12 protein-coding genes, 1 tRNA gene and 2 pseudogenes are annotated in these 16,196 nt (G+C 73.2%); 4 read left to right on the top strand and 11 right to left on the bottom strand.

What is annotated here, in order from left to right; translation table 11 throughout:
* A pseudogene (locus tag N869_RS07130) lies at positions 1-863 on the bottom strand (M3 family metallopeptidase); the annotation flags it as partial.
* Entirely contained in the window at positions 860-1,468 is a 609-nt protein-coding gene (locus N869_RS07125; protein ID WP_052105193.1) for a GNAT family N-acetyltransferase, read from the bottom strand. The pseudogene N869_RS07130 and the gene N869_RS07125, both read right to left, overlap by 4 nt.
* A 17-nt stretch (positions 1,469-1,485) precedes the next feature.
* Between N869_RS07125 and N869_RS07120 the strand changes: the two genes are divergently transcribed.
* Positions 1,486-2,253 (top strand): fructosamine kinase family protein, encoded by a 768-nt coding sequence (locus N869_RS07120; RefSeq protein WP_035059661.1) that lies wholly within the window; start codon positions 1,486-1,488, stop codon positions 2,251-2,253.
* A 30-nt stretch (positions 2,254-2,283) separates the two neighbouring features.
* Here N869_RS07120 and N869_RS07115 read toward each other — a convergent pair whose 3' ends face one another.
* The 3 genes from N869_RS07115 to N869_RS07105 all read right to left on the bottom strand — a co-directional run bounded on the left by N869_RS07115 (position 2,284) and on the right by N869_RS07105 (position 3,690).
* Complete coding sequence (locus tag N869_RS07115; RefSeq protein WP_035059659.1) at positions 2,284-2,634, bottom strand: PASTA domain-containing protein; 351 nt, start codon at positions 2,632-2,634, stop codon at positions 2,284-2,286.
* 160 nt (positions 2,635-2,794) lie between these two features.
* Positions 2,795-3,478, bottom strand: coding sequence for an alpha/beta fold hydrolase (locus N869_RS07110; protein WP_084136615.1), 684 nt, complete (start codon positions 3,476-3,478; stop codon positions 2,795-2,797).
* Between the two features lie 20 nt (positions 3,479-3,498).
* Positions 3,499-3,690, bottom strand: coding sequence for a hypothetical protein (locus N869_RS07105; protein WP_035059657.1), 192 nt, complete (start codon positions 3,688-3,690; stop codon positions 3,499-3,501).
* Between the two features lie 160 nt (positions 3,691-3,850).
* On the opposite strand from N869_RS07105, the pseudogene N869_RS07100 reads away from it, so the two are divergent.
* Both N869_RS07100 and nirD read left to right on the top strand, forming a co-directional pair.
* Positions 3,851-5,675 (top strand): annotated as a pseudogene (locus N869_RS07100) ((2Fe-2S)-binding protein); the annotation flags it as partial.
* Complete coding sequence (nirD, locus tag N869_RS07095; RefSeq protein ID WP_035059655.1) at positions 5,672-5,995, top strand: nitrite reductase small subunit NirD; 324 nt, start codon at positions 5,672-5,674, stop codon at positions 5,993-5,995. The pseudogene N869_RS07100 and the gene nirD, both read left to right, overlap by 4 nt.
* A gap of 34 nt (positions 5,996-6,029) precedes the next feature.
* On the opposite strand, the gene N869_RS07090 is transcribed toward nirD, so the two are convergent.
* From N869_RS07090 to N869_RS07070, 5 genes are all read right to left on the bottom strand, one after another.
* Positions 6,030-9,401, bottom strand: a complete 3,372-nt coding sequence (locus N869_RS07090; protein ID WP_035059653.1) for an ATP-binding protein — start codon at positions 9,399-9,401, stop codon at positions 6,030-6,032.
* Complete coding sequence (locus tag N869_RS07085) at positions 9,401-10,051, bottom strand: DUF4194 domain-containing protein (protein WP_035059651.1); 651 nt, start codon at positions 10,049-10,051, stop codon at positions 9,401-9,403. The genes N869_RS07090 and N869_RS07085 overlap by 1 nt, the downstream gene beginning before the upstream one ends.
* Complete coding sequence (locus tag N869_RS07080) at positions 10,044-11,519, bottom strand: DUF3375 domain-containing protein (RefSeq protein ID WP_035059649.1); 1,476 nt, start codon at positions 11,517-11,519, stop codon at positions 10,044-10,046. The genes N869_RS07085 and N869_RS07080 overlap by 8 nt, the downstream gene beginning before the upstream one ends.
* Positions 11,520-11,630: 111 nt before the next feature.
* Positions 11,631-11,849, bottom strand: a complete 219-nt coding sequence (locus N869_RS07075; RefSeq protein ID WP_156968407.1) for a hypothetical protein — start codon at positions 11,847-11,849, stop codon at positions 11,631-11,633.
* 274 nt (positions 11,850-12,123) lie between these two features.
* Positions 12,124-12,207 (bottom strand) — tRNA-Leu (locus N869_RS07070).
* A 143-nt stretch (positions 12,208-12,350) separates the two neighbouring features.
* On the opposite strand from N869_RS07070, the gene N869_RS07065 reads away from it, so the two are divergent.
* Complete coding sequence (locus N869_RS07065) at positions 12,351-13,607, top strand: AI-2E family transporter (RefSeq protein ID WP_084136606.1); 1,257 nt, start codon at positions 12,351-12,353, stop codon at positions 13,605-13,607.
* On the opposite strand, the gene dnaE is transcribed toward N869_RS07065, so the two are convergent.
* Positions 13,590-16,196: DNA polymerase III subunit alpha (gene dnaE, locus N869_RS07060; RefSeq protein ID WP_035059647.1), on the bottom strand; the 2,607-nt coding region annotated here is incomplete at its 5' end. The genes N869_RS07065 and dnaE overlap by 18 nt on opposite strands.

Raw genomic sequence — 16,196 nt, 5'->3', positions numbered from 1 at the left:
TGCTCGTCGCCCAGCAGGCGGGCGCGCTCGGCGCGCAGGCGGGCGATCTCGACGACCACCGGCCGGGCGTCCACCTCGCCTGTGGTCCCCCGGCCGGTGGACGCCTCGTGGACGCGTCGACGCACGTCCCGTCGCCGCAGGTGCGCCAGCAGGGGCTGGTCGGACGGAAGCGACAGCTCCAGGAGGTACCCCTCCCGGCCGCGGTCGGCCGCTGCGCGCGCGGCGGAGTCCACGGCGTCGGGATCCAGGCCGTCGAGTTCACCGACGTCGGTGAGGTGCACGGCGGCGGCGTTGGTGCCCGCGAGCAGCAGCCGGCTGAACCGGCTCTCCAGCGCGGCGATCCGGGTGTTGAGGTCGCGGACGGCTGCCTGGGTGCCGGGGTCGGCCGCCACCCCGGCACGGCGCATGTCCTGGCGAAGGGTCCGCAGCAGCCAGGCCGCGTCGGGCGCGAGGTCCTGCTCACCGTCCTGGACCGACCGGTGCAGGGCCTCGAGCCGGTCGTGCAGGCGCCGGTCGAGGGTGATCGCGTCGTGGTGCTCGGCCAGCAGGGGCGCGACCTGCTCGTCCAGGTCGTCGAGCTCGGGTGAGGTGTGCGCCCCGGTGAGGGTGAAGAACACGACGCTCACCCGGTTCAGCAGTGCGCCGGCCCGTTCGAGTGCCAGCAGGGTGTTGTCCTCCGTGGGTGGTGCGGGGTCGGTGACCACGGCCTCGACCTCGGCGCGTTCGGCGGCCATGCCCGCCAGGAACGCAGGCATGAGGTGCTCGACGCGGATCGCGGCGAAGTCGGGCAGCCCGTACGGGAGGGTCGACGGTGCGGCGAACGGGTTGTCCTCGTCGAGCTGGACGGGGGCGGTCGGGGTCACGGGCTCTCCTTGGGGGCCGGCCGGGGTGCCGGGTCGGGGACGTCGATGGTCGTGGCGGGCCACGGCTGCCGGGCTTCGCGGGGGTCTCCGCGCAGGAGCGTGCCGATCCAGTCGTCGCGACGGTGCCCTCGCTGCAGGCCAGCGCCGCGGATGGCGCCCTCGAAGCGGAAGCCCTGGCGCCACGCGACCCGCCACGACGCCCAGTTGCCGGCGTAGGCACGCCATTCCACGCGGTCGAGGTCCAAGGGTCCGAACGCGTGGTCGAGCACCAGGCCCAGGGACCGGTGCAGCAGTCCCCGACCACGGTGCGCGGCACCGAGCCAGTAGCCGACCTCGGCCGACCGGGCGGGCTGCGTGTGCAGCCCGATCATCCCCACGAGCTCGCCGTCGTGGTGGATCCCCCAGGTGCACGCCGTGCCCTCGGCCCACCAGCGGGGTACGAGCTCACCGACGAACGCCCTGGCGTCCTCGAGCCGGTAGGGGCTGGGGACGACCGTCCACCGCTGGATGTCCGGGTCCTGGCACAGCTGCAGCACCCGTTGCTCGTCCTGGCGGCCGGGCGGGGCAAGGCGCACGACCGCGTCGGTCAGCTCGGTGACGTCCATCCGCGCACACTAGTGGGGTGGTCGACACGTTCCGCAAGCACGATCCCGGTGCTCCCGACCGGTACTACCGGTGGGAGGCCGCCGGCCTGAGGTGGTTGGGTCAGGGTGCGCCACCGGGCACGGTGGCCGAGGTGGTGCACGTCGGCTCGCACCTGGACCTGGTGCGCCTGGTCCCGTGCGCCCCGGACCGGGAGTCGGCCCTGGCACTGGGCAGGGCCCTGGCGACGATGCACGACGCGGGGGCCGACGGGTTCGGTGCGGGTCCACCGGGATGGGAGGGCGAGGGGTACCTCGGGCCCCTCAGCGAGCCCCTGCCCCTCCCCCTGGGCCCCGGTCGACGGTGGGGTGCGTTCTACGCAGACCTGCGGGTGGGGCACGCGCTGGAGCTGCTCGCGGCGCGCACGAGGGTGCCGCCCGCACTGGTGACGGCCGTGCAGGCGGTGCTGGAGGACCTGAGGGCAGGCCGGTGGGACGACGACGACACCCCTGCCAGGCTGCACGGTGACCTGTGGGCGGGGAACGTCATGTGGACCGAGGAGGGGGCGGTCCTGATCGACCCTGCAGCGCACGGCGGGCACCGGCTGACGGACCTGGCGATGCTCGAGCTGTTCGGGCTGCCGCACCTGGATCACGTCATCGCCGGCTACCAGGACGTCCACCCGCTGCCCGACGGGTGGCGCGACCTGGTGGGCCTGCACCAGCTGCACCCGGTCGCGGTGCACGCGGTCCTGTTCGGCGGCGGGTACCTCGCCCGACTCGAGGAGCTCGCGCACCGGTACCGGTGACGGCGAGACCCTCGAGCCGGGCGCGCGACCTCAGCCGCGCTCGACGACGGTGAGGGTGATCACGTCACCCTCCTCCGCCGGGACCCCGACCGGGTCCTGGTCGGTGACGCGCCACTGCGAGGCGTCCTCGGCCTCGACCGGCTGACCGTCCTCGTCCACGACCTCGACCTCGAGTCCGAGGCGAGTCAGGTTGCCCTGGGCGGTCTCGAGGATCAGGACGGTGACGTCCGGGACCTCGCCGGTGCCCTGCGCCTGGTCGGTCTGGACGTCGGTGTCGTCGGTCGGGACGGTGGTCTCCTCGTCCTGCTCGGCGCAGCCGGCGAGGACGAGCGCCCCGGCGGCGACGAGAGCGACGAGCCCGGTCCGGACTGTGGTGTTCATGAAAGAGCCCTCCACGGTGGGTCCGTGCCGCCACTGGCGGCACGCGGGCGCGAGGGCGCGATCCCCCCTGCCCGGTCGGCCCGACCATCGGGACCGACCTGCACACGCTACGACCGTCGAGGGAGCGCGACCAACGCAATACTCCGCGAGGAGACGGAGGTCACAGGGACGGCACGGCACCGCCTGTCCCCGCGGACCCGTCGTCCAGCCGGGCCAGGACCGTGAGGAGCGCCCTGTCGAACGCGACCGGCGCCTCGGTGTTCACGTCGTGCCCCGCCCGGGGCACCACGACGCGGCGGGGACCGGGACCGGCTGCGCGGAGCCGGCGGGCACCGAGGCGCAGGGGGTCGCGTCGCCCGTCGACCGTCCACACCGGGACGGTGGCCCGCCGCAGGTCGCCGATGCTGGAGTAGCCGTGCATCTGCTCGAGCATGTCCGCCACGACCTGCCAGCGGTGGGCCCGACCGGTGAGCCGCGCGAGGGCGGTGGAGACCCTCCGGTACGCCAGCAGGGGCATGCCCCTGATCTCCGTGGAGCAGCCGGAGAGGACCAGACCGGCAACTGCCCGGCTGCTGCGGGCGCTGTAGGCCAGGCTGAGGTATCCGCCCAGTGAGAGTCCGACGAGCAGCGGCGGGCCCGGGGCCCCGGCGACGGCCCGGTCGATGACCTCGAACGCGCCGCGGGTGGTGAACACCTCGCCCGACCGCACACCGTGGCCCGGGAGGTCCGGCGCTGTGCACGGGTGACCCGCTCGGGTCAGGGTGCGGACCTGACGGTCCCAGATCGCCGCGGAGGTCCGCGTGCCGTGGACCAGGACCACGGGGGTCGGGGTGCGTCCGGTCACGGCGCGGGGACCGTCGGTCGTCAGTCGTCGCCCGGGCCGGGGAGCACGGGTTCGTGGGTCAGCGGGTCGATCCCGTCCTCGGCGCGCCCGTCGGTGTTCTCGCCCCCGACCCCCGTCCCGTCGGCCGGAGGAGGAGCGCCGGGACCGAGGTCGGCGCCGGCAGCGCGCTCCTCGCGCTCGGGACGGGGCATGAACGGCTCTGCCATCGACATGCTTCCTGAATACCGCCGTCCGGGTGCTCACGCGACCGGGCACCGGGGACCGCATAGGGCCCAGTAGTCCCGACCGTCATCGGGGACAACTTGGCGTATGACGCAGAGCGAAGGACCTCGTGGGGTGGGCCTCGGGCCCGTGGTCGTCGTGGGTGCGGGCATGGACCGTCAGGCCCAGACCCTCACCACCCGCAGAGGGCGTGAGGTCGCCTACGACCAGCTGGTGCTGGCGACCGGGTCGTGGCCGTGGAAGCCGCGTACCGACGGCGCTGACCTGCCCGGGGTGCTGACCTACGGCACCCTGGGTGACGTGGAGGCGTTGCGCACCTGGGTCGCGGACCGCGCCGCCGCCACCGGGCGCCCCCTGCGCGGGGCGGTCGTCGGTGGCGGGGTCCTGGCCTGGAGGCCGCCGGGGGCGGCGCGCGTGCCGCACCTCGGACCCGGCCGTGTGGGCCATCGGTGAGTGCGCCAGCCACGACGGGGAGTCCACCGGCCTGGTGGCCTGCACGGACCGCAAGCTCGTGGTCTCCGACGACGCGCGCGTCCTGCTGGGTGGGGTGGTCGTGGGCGACATCTCGCTGTACTCCCAGCTGCGGCCGCTCCTCGGGCGCCCCCTGGGCGCGGACCCGTCGGCGTTCCTGGCCCCCGAGGGTGGGGCGAGCCCACCCTCCACCGACCTCCCCGACGACGTCGTGGTGTGCTCGTGCGCGAACGTGACCGCGGGCACCGTGCGCGAGGCCGTCACCGAGCACGGGTGCCGGGACGTGGACGCGGTCAAGGCCTGCACCCGGGCGGGGAGCGTGTGCGGCTCGTGCGTCCCGATGCTGACCAAGCTGGTCAACACCTCACTGCAGAAGGCCGGCGTCACGGTCTCGACCGCGATGTGCGAGCACGTCGCGATGCCCCGGGTCGAGCTCCTCGCGACCGTCCGCACCTCAGGCCTGCGCACGTTCACCCAGATCATCGCCGCGCACGGGACCGGCCGCGGGTGCGCGGTGTGCCGCCCGGTCGTGGCCTCGATCCTGTCGACCCTCGGGGTCGGGCACGTCCTGCACCCGGACCAGGCCGCGCTCCAGGACACCAACGACCACCTCATGGCCAACCTGCAGAAGGACGGCACCTACTCGGTGATCCCCAGGATGCCCGGTGGTGAGGTCACCCCGGAGAAGCTGCTGGTCCTGGCGCAGGTGGCCCAGGAGTTCGGACTGTTCACCCGCGTGACCGGCGCCCAGCGGATCGGCATGTTCGGGGCCCGTCAGGAGCAGCTCCCCGCGATCTGGCGGCGACTGGTCGACGCGGGGTTCGAGTCCGGTCAGGCGTACGGCAAGCCGCTGCGCGCGGTCAAGACCTGCGTGGGGTCCACGTGGTGCAGGTTCGGGGTCCAGGACTCCTCGAGCATGGCCGTGCGCATGGAGCTGCGGTACCGGGGCCTGCGCGCTCCCCACAAGTTCAAGGTGGGTGTCTCGGGCTGCGCACGCGAGTGCGCCGAGGCCCGGGGCAAGGACGTGGGTGTCATCGCGACCGAGAAGGGCTGGAACGTGTACGTGGGCGGCAACGGGGGGTTCACCCCCAAGCACGCCCAGCTCCTCGCCGAGGACCTCGACGGCGACCGGCTCGTGCAGGTGGTGGACCGGTTCCTGGCGCTGTACATCAGGCGCGCGGACAGGTTGCAGCGCACGGCCCCGTGGGTCGAGGACTTCCCCGGGGGCATCGACGGGCTGCGGGCCGTGGTCGTGGACGACGCCGAGGGCATCGGTGCCGAGCTCGAGGCCGAGGCCCACGTCGACCGGTACGTCGACGAGTGGCGGGCGACCCTGGACGACCAGGACAAGCTCGCCGCCTTCACCCCGTACCTGAACGCCCCCGGCTCCCCCGACCCGGACCTCGCCTACGTCCCGCTGCGCGGGCAGGCGGTGCCCGCGGCGACCGGTCAGCAGGGCCACCCCGACATCCGGGTGGCCAGGACGATGAAGGTGCAGCGATGACCGCGGTGTGCGACCTGGACCGGCTCGTCCCCGAACGTGGGGCCGGGGCACTGGTCGACGGAACGCCCGTGGCCGTGTTCCGGCTGGCGGACGGGCGGGTCCTGGCGGTGCAGCAGCGTGACCCCTTCAGCGGGGCGAACGTGCTGTCCCGCGGGCTGGTCGGGGACCGTTCGGGCCGGGCGACCCTCACCTCACCGATGCACAAGCAGGTGTGGGACCTGGAGAGCGGCGAGTGCCTGGACCCAGGGGGCAAGGACCCGCTGCCGCTACGGACCTACACCGCGCAGGTCATCCACGGGACCGTCCACCTCAGCCCGTGACCGGCTCCTCACCCCGGGACCTCTCGCGCGGAGGTCAGGCCGAGGTGGGGACCTCCTCCTCGACGCCCACCACGGGTTTGGTCCGGGACCGTCCCGAGGTGTCCTTCAGCACGACGTACTTGAGGTCGACGTGGGGTTCCAGGGCGCCGAACTTGTCGTTGGGGGCGCCGATGACGAGCTGGAACCCCAGACCGCGCCAGGCCCCGATCGCCCGGCCGGTGAACCGGGCGTCGGCCTTGATGAGCGCCTCGTCCAGGAACACCGGTGCGTACCGGGGCCGGTCGGCGCCGGCGTCACCGAGCTGGTAGCGCAGGGCGGCACCCACGATGAACGCCACGAGCTCCTGGGACTCCCCACCGGACTTCTCCCCGATGTGGTCGTACAGGGCGACGTGGCGACCCTCCCGGTCGACCTTCTCGGCGCTGAGGCGCACGTGCCGGCGCACGTCGACCAGGTCGGCGAAGTCCGGGGCGGTGCGGCGGATCCTGTCGATGACCTTCGCCATCCGGGCGTACCGGCGTTCGCGCTCGGCATCGGTGGCGTCGGGGGCGACGGGTTCGCCCAGCTCGCGCAGCTCGGCACGGAACTTCGCCACCACCGTGGACCGGGTGTCGCGGGCCTCGATGCGCAGGCGGTGGTCGTCGTCGGCGAACGGGAGGTCGGCGAGGATGTCGTTGACGGGGCCGATGCGCTCCTTGATCTCACGGACCGCGCGGGTCAGGGCGTTGTGCAGGTCGGCCAGGTCGTTGCCGGACAACCGCAGCAGGCTCCTGCGCCAGTCCTGCTCCAGGTCGTGCAGGCCGTTGGTCTCCAGGTCGACCAGGATCCGCTCGAAGTCCTCGTAGGAGGCGTCCGGGTCGGTACCGAGATCGGGGTCGGGCCAGCGCTCGGTGAACGTCTCGAAGATGCGGCGCAGGGCCTCACGGGCGGTGGCCACCGCCTGGTGGGCGGCGTCACGGTCGGCGCGCAGGAGCTGCGCGGCCCGGGCGAGGATGTCGTCGAAGGACCGCAACGCGACGACCGGGCCTCCCGGCCCGCTCGCGTCGTCGCCGGAGCCGAGGAGCCGGTCGAGGTAGGTGCGCTGTGCGGCGTCCAGGGTGGTGCCCGCCGCTCGGGCGGCGTCCAGTGCACCTTGGGCGGCGTCGACCTCGTCGGTGGTCGCCGCCCACCGGGCACCGAGGTCCTCCGCGGTGCCCTTCGTCCGGCCCAGCTCCTCGGTGAGCCCACGGATCGAGGCCTCGAGGGCGTCGGCCTGCTGCTGCAACCGCGTGACCTCAGGGTTGCCGGAGGTCACGTCCCCGGCGACCTGCTCCCATCGGGTGACCTCGGCGTCGGCCCCGTCGACGTCCACCTGCTCCCAGGTCGTCTCCAGGACGGCGGCGAACGCCGCTCGCTGGACCTCGTGGCGGTCCAACCGGCCCTCGGTGTCGGTGACGTGCTCCTCGGCCTGGGCCAGGCGTTCCTCGGCGCGGAGGATCTGCTGGTCCAGGTGGGTCAGCAGGCGCGTGTTGGTGAACCCCAGGACGTTGGCCCGGCCCCGACCCCCGTGGGCGCCCTGCCTGCCCTGGGACAGCTGACCTGAGCGGGTCAGGGCCCGGGTGTGCTGGGACAGCTCGCCGGGGGTGTCGACGCACACGTAGTCGAACCGGTTCGCCAGCTCGCTGCGCAACCACCCGGTGAAGGGTCCGTTGCGGAACTCCAGCCGGCCGGGCAGCGTCCGCTGGTCCAGGACCACGTCGTGCCGGGTGCCGGTGGGGACCCCCTCGAAGCGGATCCGGCGGGCGGTGGGCACGTCGTCGATGGCGGCACGGAAGGCACGCAGGTGCGCGGCGTCGATCAGCACCAGGGTCGCGAACCCACCCAGTGCCAGGTTGAACGCCTCCCGCCACGGCTCGTGCTCGGTGCGCACCTCGACCAGCTCGGCCACGAACGGCAGGTCCTGCGGCTCCAGACCCGCGGCCCGGGCCAGAGCCTCGCGCGCCTGGTGCAGGTCACCGGGCACGTTCCCGGCACGGCGGGCCACACGCCCGCGCTCCTCACGCAGGGCCGCCAGGTCCGCGCGTGCCTCCTTGCGGTCGGCCATCGCCTCGGCGAACGCCTGCCGGGCGGTGGTCTTGGTGCCTGCGTCCCGCAGGGTCGTGGTCGCACGCTCCACCAGGTCGGCGAAGCCCGCCTCGGACGTCACGGTGTCGCCGAACGCCGCCTGCAAGGTCTGGTCCAGGCGCGCGCGGGCCGCCACGACCCGGTCCCGCCGCTGCTCCGCGGCACGCAGCTCCCGTCGTGCGTTGACCAACCTGTCCCCGCCCGAGGACCACAGCGTCTGCCTGACCCCGTCGAGCTCGGCCCGGGCCGCGTCCACCCGGCTGCTGGTCTCGCTGACCAGACGGCGGGCCTGCTGGTGCTCGACCTGCAGCTCCCCCTCCACCGCGCGCAGCAGTCCCAGACGGTGCTCGGCGCGCCACAGCGCCACCGGGGAGGTACGGTCCTCGACCGCACCCAGCGCGTCCACCACCCGCAACCGCTCGGCGGCACCGGTGATCGCGTCCCGGTGCTCCCGGATCGGCTCCAGCGCCTTGACCTGCTGCCTGGCGGTGATCATCTGCTCGCGTGTGCCGCTCAACCGGTCGAACTGCTCCACGACCGCGTCCGCCGTCGCGAACGTGCCCGGCTCCTCCAGCACCATCGCCTTGTACAGGGCGTCGACGGTGGTGATCTGCTGGCCGGCCTGGATCCGTCCCAGCAGCGCGACGGCCTTGGTGCCCCCGCCCGAGGCCCCGATCCCCAACGTCAGGTGCAGGCGCGCGGTGTACTCCCGGTCGGTGTCGAACGACGTCAGGCCCGCCTCGGTCAACGCCGCACGACCCAACCGGTGGGTGGCCGGGCCCTGCAGGTCACGCAGGTCGAACGGCCCGTCGCAGGTCGCCCGCACGGCGACCACCTCGTCCAGGGTGCGGGCCGCCGCGGGCACGTACCAGGCCCGCACCGCGGTGAACAGGCTCCCGGCCTGGTCCGCCCAGGTCATCGCGACGGCAGACCACGTGTCCCGGCCCTCACCGCGCAGCACCCTCTCCCGGGTGCCGTCCTCGGTGCGGGACTCGTCGAGCTTGCCCCGTGCGTAGGACAGGATGTTGCGCTGGTCCTTGCCGCGGGGCCGCCCCACCACGCCACCGTTGGACGCCCCGTTGAAGGGGGTCGTGTGCGGCATCAGGAGTGCGATGTAGGCGTCCATGAGCGTGGACTTGCCCGAGCCCGACCCACCTGACAGCAACGTCGCCGTGGACGCCAGACGCACCGCGTGGTGCCCGTCGTACCCGCCCCAGTTCACCAGCTGCAGCTCACGCCCCACCCACTGCTGACCGGTCGAGGCCTCGGGCAGCAACCCGAACAGCGTGTCCACCATCGTCATCAGGCCTGCTCCTCACCCTCGGCACGGACCTGCGTACGCAACCAGTCCCGCAGCTCGGTCAGGCGCGCGTTGCTCAGCACCACCTCCACCAACGGGGTGACCCGGTACCGGCCCTCGGACTCCTCCTCCAGCAGACCGTCCTTGACCAACCGGGCCACCGCGGCCCGGATCTCCCGCTGGCGGGCCGCGACGTTCGTGTCGTCGGGGTCGAAGTACGTCAGGGCGGTCTGCTCGACCTCCTCCACGTCCACCCGCACCGAGGACTCCCCCGCACCCCGCTCGCGCTGGAACACGGTGCGCAGGTGCACCAGCACCAGCGTCTCGGCCCGGGTGTAGGCCTCGTCGCGCAGCAGGACCGGCACGTCCAGCTCCGCGGACCGCACCTGCTTCTTGTACGCGATGCCCCGCTGGTGGTCCACGACCAGGTGCACGAACAGGTCGTGCAGACGCGACTCCACGACCTGCTGGTTCTCCACCAGGGTGCGCCACTGGGCGGGGTTGCGGTCCGCGAGCAGGAACCGGCGCTGCAGCAGCCGCACCAGCAACCGGCGCACGTCCGCGTCCAGGGTGCCGCAGTCCCCGGCGAACAGCTGCGCCGGGTCCTCCTCCATGGGGACCGGGCTGATGAACGCGCCCGTCGTCTCAGTCATCGTCCTCGCCCCTCGTCCGTGCGGTGACGGCACCGAACGCGAACCTGCGTCGGGTGCCGTCCGGGCGGACCGCCTCGACGAACGCCACCTCGTCGGTCTCGGTCATCCCCAGGTCGTGCGCGATCTCCAGCAGGCCCAGCAGGTCCACCGGGCGGCGGGCACCCACCGGGGCGGCCTCGAACGCGGCCGCCACGTCCACACCCCCGTCCCCACCTGCCAGGCCAGCCAGGTGCTCGTGCAACGTCGCGTACCTGGGCCCGCCCCAGGCCCGCGCCTCCTCCGGCAGGACCCCCGGCACACCGTCGTCCCACTCGCTCAACGGCGAGGGCGGTTGCGCCGGCCGCAGGTCGCCGGGTGTCTGGCGCAGGTGGTCGACCTCGGCCACCGGCAACCGCCGCAACGGCTCGACCTGGTGCCCGCGGCGCGACCCGGGCATCCACCCCTGCAGGCCGGTCATGACGTCCCGCAGCAGCTCGTCGACCTGCCGGTCCCGCAACGGGTCGTGGTTGCGCACCTGGGTGGTGATCACGTAGGACGCCTCCCGCTGAGCGCTGAACACCTGGTCCAGGCCCTGCTCGATCCGGCGTCCGATCTCCCGCAGCTCGGTGCGCCGGGGCGCCGGCAGGCGCCGGGTGAACGGGTGCCTCAGGATCACCTCGAGCTGGTCCGACAGCTCCTCCAGGCGCCGCGGGTCACCGATCAGCCGCAACGCCCCCGCGAACGCCCGCCCCTCCACCGTGGACTCCATCACGTGCTCCCCACGTTGCAGGTACTCGCGCAGCACCTCGCCCGTGGGGCGCTCGTCCTGCCGCAACGCCGTCACCACGTCCCGCTGCATGGCCTTGATCGACTCCGCCACCCGGGCGAAGTCCGCGGGCAGCTCACGCACCAGGTGCAGGACGTTCTCGGCCTCCTCGACCAGCTGCTCGTCGTCGACCACCTCCACCGTCCCGGTCCGCTGGATCCGGGCGAGCTCCCCACGCAGACGCTCGATCTGGGAGTCCAGGCGCGCCATCCGCACCATCACGTCGGGGTCGGCGTCCTGGGACAGGCGCTCCACCGCGTCCAGCAACGTCCGCACCCGCGACTGCGACACCCGCGCACGGGCCCCACCGGCCCGCCCCGCGACCTCCAGCGCCCCCACCGCGTGCGCGGACAACCGGTACACCTCGACGTCGTCATCCAGCACGTGCCGCACCAACCACCCCGCGTCCGCCCACTGCCGACACAGCTCACGGGCCGTGGCCCCCGGCAGGGCCTCGTCATGACCCGCCACCCGCAGCTGGTCCAACGCGTCACCGATCTCCGTGTGCGCGTCGGCCACCGGCACCGTCGGACGCTCCGCGGTGAACACCAACGACAGCAGCGCGACCACCAGAGGGGCGTGACGCTTGTGCAGCAGGGCCAGCATCGGGTTCTGGAAGGCCCGCACCGCACCCAGGTACGCACCTTCGGCTCGCGTCATCATCGCCGCACAGCGTAGGCCCCACCAGCCCGCCCCACGTACCCCGGGACCGGCCCCGGGCCGTGACCGCCACCGCCGGCCACAGCGTTCAGGCCCGTCGCGCCGACGCGCGCCTCAACGCCCCTCGACGATCCGTTCCCACAGGTCGTCGTGCGCCGGGTCGTGGTCCGGTTCGCCCCACCTACCGCCCTGTGCGATCAGCCGGTCCCACCACACCTGCCACGCACCCGGGCCAGCCTCCTCCGCAGACAACGTCGGGTGCGTCCGCACCCCGCACAGACGCGGCACGTCCGGCGCGCCCCGCAGGCCGTACCGGTCACGGATGTACAACACCCAGGTCAGCTCGTTCCCGGTGCTGAGGGAGACCGACCACCCGCCGCTACCACCCGCCGCTACCACCCGCGTCGCGCACGTCAGGCCACCCACTCGTCAGAGCCAGGGGCCCCGCACGTGCCGTCCGTCCCCCTGGTGACCGCCAGGTCAAGTCCCACGGCATGGTTGCGCACGCACGCACCCTAGGCCTGCGGGACCCGCCCGCGGCAGACGCACGAAGGCCGTGACCGGCATTGCTGCTGGTCACGGCCTTCACGCTCGCTGTCTCAACGAGTGTCCGGAGGGGGACTTGAACCCCCACGCCCTATACGGGCACTAGCACCTCAAGCTAGCGCGTCTGCCATTCCGCCACCCGGACGAGGTGGTCCCGGAACACCACGAAGGCGTCCCGAGCGCGGCAGCAAAGATAGCACGGCCCAGCACCGGGCACCGACGCCCCCCGTGGGGCACACTGGCCGCGACGACCGACGCGACAGCCCCCGCAGCCGCCAGGGAGGCCCGATGTCCGAGCAGGCGCCCCCGAGCGCCGGGGACCGCCCCCGCACCCCCGCACGACCCGCCACCGGCACCAACCCCGCCGCGAAGAAGGTCGCCGGAGCCCGCCGACCACCCGCCACCCCCGCCCGCGACGAGGTCAGCCCCCGCTGGCTCCGCGTCATGGCCGCATGGTCCTGGCGAGTCCTGGTCGTCGTCACCGCCGTCTCCCTGGTCGTGTGGGCCACCTCACGCGTCCTGCTCGTGTTCGTCGCCGTGTTCCTCGCCCTGGTGTTCACCGCCGTCCTGCGCCCCCTGGTCAACCTCCTGGCCCGCGCCGTGCCCCGCGCCCTGGCCACCGCCACCTCCCTGGTCGTGGCCGTCGCCGCGATCGCCGGGATGTTCACCTACGTCGGGCTCTCCGTCGCCGGCCAGTGGGAGAACCTCGCCGAGCAGTTCAACGACGGCATCGCCACCATCCTGGACTTCCTCGAGGCCAGCCCCCTCAACCTGCGGGTCACCGCCGACGACGTCCAGGACTGGCTCGAAGCAGGCCAGGAGTGGGTCGCCGAGAACTCCGGGGCCATCGCCAGCCAGGCATGGGCCGGCGCCGGGTCCGTGGCCCTGATGTTCATGGTCCTGGCGCTCGCGGTGTTCTGCACCGTGTTCTTCCTGACACGCGGCAAGGAGATGTGGTTCTGGTTCCTCAACCAGCTCCCCTCGCGCATGCGCCCCGCCTGGCACACCGGCGGGGACGCCGCCTGGTACACGTTCTCCGGGTACACGCGCGGCACGTTCATCATCGCGGCCGCCGACGGGGTCCTCGCCGCGATCGCCCTGGTCCTGCTGGGTGTGCCGCTGGCCGCGCCGCTGGCCGTCCTGGTGTTCATCGGCGCGTTCATCCCCCTGATCGGCGCACCCCTGGCCATGGTCATCGCGATGATCGTGGCGCTCGCCGCCAACGGCGTCCTCAACGCCGTGGCCGTCGGTGTGGTGATCGCCCTCATCGGCCAGTTCGAGGGCCACGTGCTGCAACCCCTCGTCATGGGCAAGCAGGTGTCCCTGCACCCCGTGGTCGTGGCCCTGTCGGTGACCGGCGGAACCCTCGTCGCAGGGATCCTCGGTGCGGTGATCGCCGTCCCGATCGTCTCCGTCGCCTGGGCCGTGTTCAGCAGGCTCCGCACCGTGGAACCCCCCACCGACTTCTCCGACGACCCCCCGCCCGAGGACCCCGACGGCCCCGAACCCCTCGCACCGGACGTCACGTCACCGGAAGTCACGTGAGGCGGTCGGGACCCGCAACGACAACGGGGACAGGTGCTCGGCCAGCAGGTTCGTCGCCCCGTCCGACCGTTCCAGGCGCCCCCGCACCACCATCGCCGCCGACGTGCGCGCCACCGTCCGGAACCGTTGCCACAGCCCCGGGGTGCAGATGACGTTCAGCAGCCCGGTCTCGTCCTCGATCGACAGGAACGTCACCCCCTGCGCCGTCCCCGGCCGCTGCCGGTGCGTCACCACGCCCGCGACCGCCACCCGCCGCCCCGGCTCGTGGGTGAGCGCCTGCCCCACCTGCAGCACCCCCGCGGCGTCCAACCCGTCCCGCACGTACTGGGTCGGGTAGGAGTCCACCGACACCCCCGTGGCCCACACGTCGGCCATCGCGACCTCCACCTCGCTCATCCCCGGCAACGTGGGCGCCCTGACCCCCACAGCCACTCCCGGCAACGTCCCCGGCCCGTGCCCCGCGAGCGCACCGGCCGCCCACAGGGCCTCCCGGCGGTGCACCCCGAAGACCTCCAGCGCACCGGCCGTGGCCAGGGCCTCCAGCTCGGTGGTGGACAGCCCGACCCGGTGGGTGAGGTCCTGCAGGTTGGTGAACGGTCCCTCGGCCCGGGCCTGGACCAGCCGTCCGGCGGTGCCCTCCCCCACCCCCCGCACACCCGACAGGCCCAGGCGGACCGCCAAGGTGGGGTCCACGTCCAGGCTGATGCCGCCGGCGGGCGCCGGGGCACGGGTGGGTGATCCGGTGGTGACGGTCGGGGTGGTGAGACGTTCGAGGCCTGCGTGCACCCCGGAGGTCTGCACGCACGGCCTCAGGACGGTGACCCCGTGACGGCGGGCGTCGGCCACCAGGGACTGCGGGGAGTAGAAGCCCATCGGCTGGGCTGCCAGCAGGCCGGCGTAGAAGGCGGCGGGGTGACGCGCCTTGAGCCAGGAGCTGGCGTACACCAGGTAGGCGAAGGAGTAGGCGTGGGACTCGGGGAACCCGAAGTCGGCGAAGGCCTTGAGCTTGTCGTAGACCTGCTCCCGGACGTGGGGGTCGTGGACGCCGCGGTCGACCATGCCGGTCATGAGCCGGTCGCGCAGCGCCTCCATGCGTTCGGCGGACCTCTTGGAGCCCATCGCCCGGCGCAGCTGGTCGGCCTCGGCGCCGGTGAACCCGGCGACGTCGATGGCCATCTGCATGAGCTGCTCCTGGAACAGGGGCACGCCCTTGGTCTTGCCCAGGGAGCTCTCCAGCAGGGGGTGCAGGTAGGTGACCGGTTCACGGCCGCGGACCCGGTTGATGTACGGGTGGACCGAACCGCCCTGGATGGGGCCGGGGCGGATGAGGGCGACCTCGATGACGATGTCGTAGAAGCGTCGGGGCTGCAGCCGGGGCAGGGTGGACATCTGCGCGCGGGACTCGACCTGGAACACCCCCACGGTGTCGGCGGCGCACAGCAGGTCGTACACGCGGGGGTCCTCCTGCGGAAGGGTGTGCAGGCCGAGCCGGACGCCCTGGTGGGTGGCGACCAGCTCGAAGCCGATGCGCAGGGCCGAGAGCATGCCCAGGCCCAGCAGGTCGAACTTCACCAGGCCCGCGTCGGCGCAGTCGTCCTTGTCCCACTGCAGGACGGTGCGACCGGGCATGCGTGCCCACTCCACGGGGCACACCTCGATCACGGGTCGGTCGCACAGGACCATTCCCCCCGAGTGGATGCCCAGGTGGCGGGGCAGCCGGAGCATCCGTTCGGCCAGGTCGATGACCGGTTCGGGGATCTCCCCCATCTCCTGGGCCGACGGTGGGCGGCGGGCCGGCACGACGTCGTGGTTGTCGGTGCCGGCGTACCCCAGGGTGGGGGTCCAGGTGGTCTCGGTGGGGGCGACGGGACCGGACCTGTGGACCGTCCACCACTGGCTGCGGTCGGGTGTGCGCAAGGAGCCCCACCGCTCGATGCTCTTGCTCCAGGCGTCCTGCTGACCGGGGTCGTAGCCGAGGGCGCGGGCCGCGTCCCGGACCGCGGAGCGGGGCCGGTAGGAGATGACGTTGGCGACCTGGGCGGCGTGCTCACGGTCGAACCGTTCGTAGACGTGCTGGATGACCTCTTCGCGGCGCAGGGACTCGATGTCCACGTCGATGTCGGGTGGGCCGTCGCGCTCGGGTGAGAGGAACCGCTCGAACAGCAGCCCGTGGCGGACGGCGTCCACGGCGGTGACCCCCAGGGCGTAGCAGACGGCGGAGTTGGCCGCTGAGCCCCGTCCCTGGGCGAGGATGCCCCGCTCGTGGCAGAACGCCACCAGGTCGTGGACGATCAGGAAGTAGCCGGGGAACCCGAGGTGCTCGATGACGTCGAGCTCGTGGGCGAGCTGGGCGTAGGCACCGGGGACGCGTTCGGCGTCGGGGGGCCCGTACCGGTCGTGGGCCCCGCGCCGCACCAGCTCACGCAGCCACGAGGCCTCGTCGTGCCCGGTCGGCACCGGGTAGGGGGGCAGTGCCGGTGCCACGAGGGACAGGTCGAACGCGCACTCCTGCCCCAGGGCGGCGGCCGTCCGGACGGCCTGCGGGTGGCGACGGTGCCGGGCGAGCATCTCGGCCGGGGAGCGCAGGTG

It is taken from the genome of Cellulomonas bogoriensis 69B4 = DSM 16987, assembly GCF_000767165.1.
Taxonomy (GTDB): Bacteria; Actinomycetota; Actinomycetes; order Actinomycetales; family Cellulomonadaceae; genus Actinotalea; species Actinotalea bogoriensis.
This window is presented reverse-complemented; position numbering and strand designations above follow the sequence as displayed.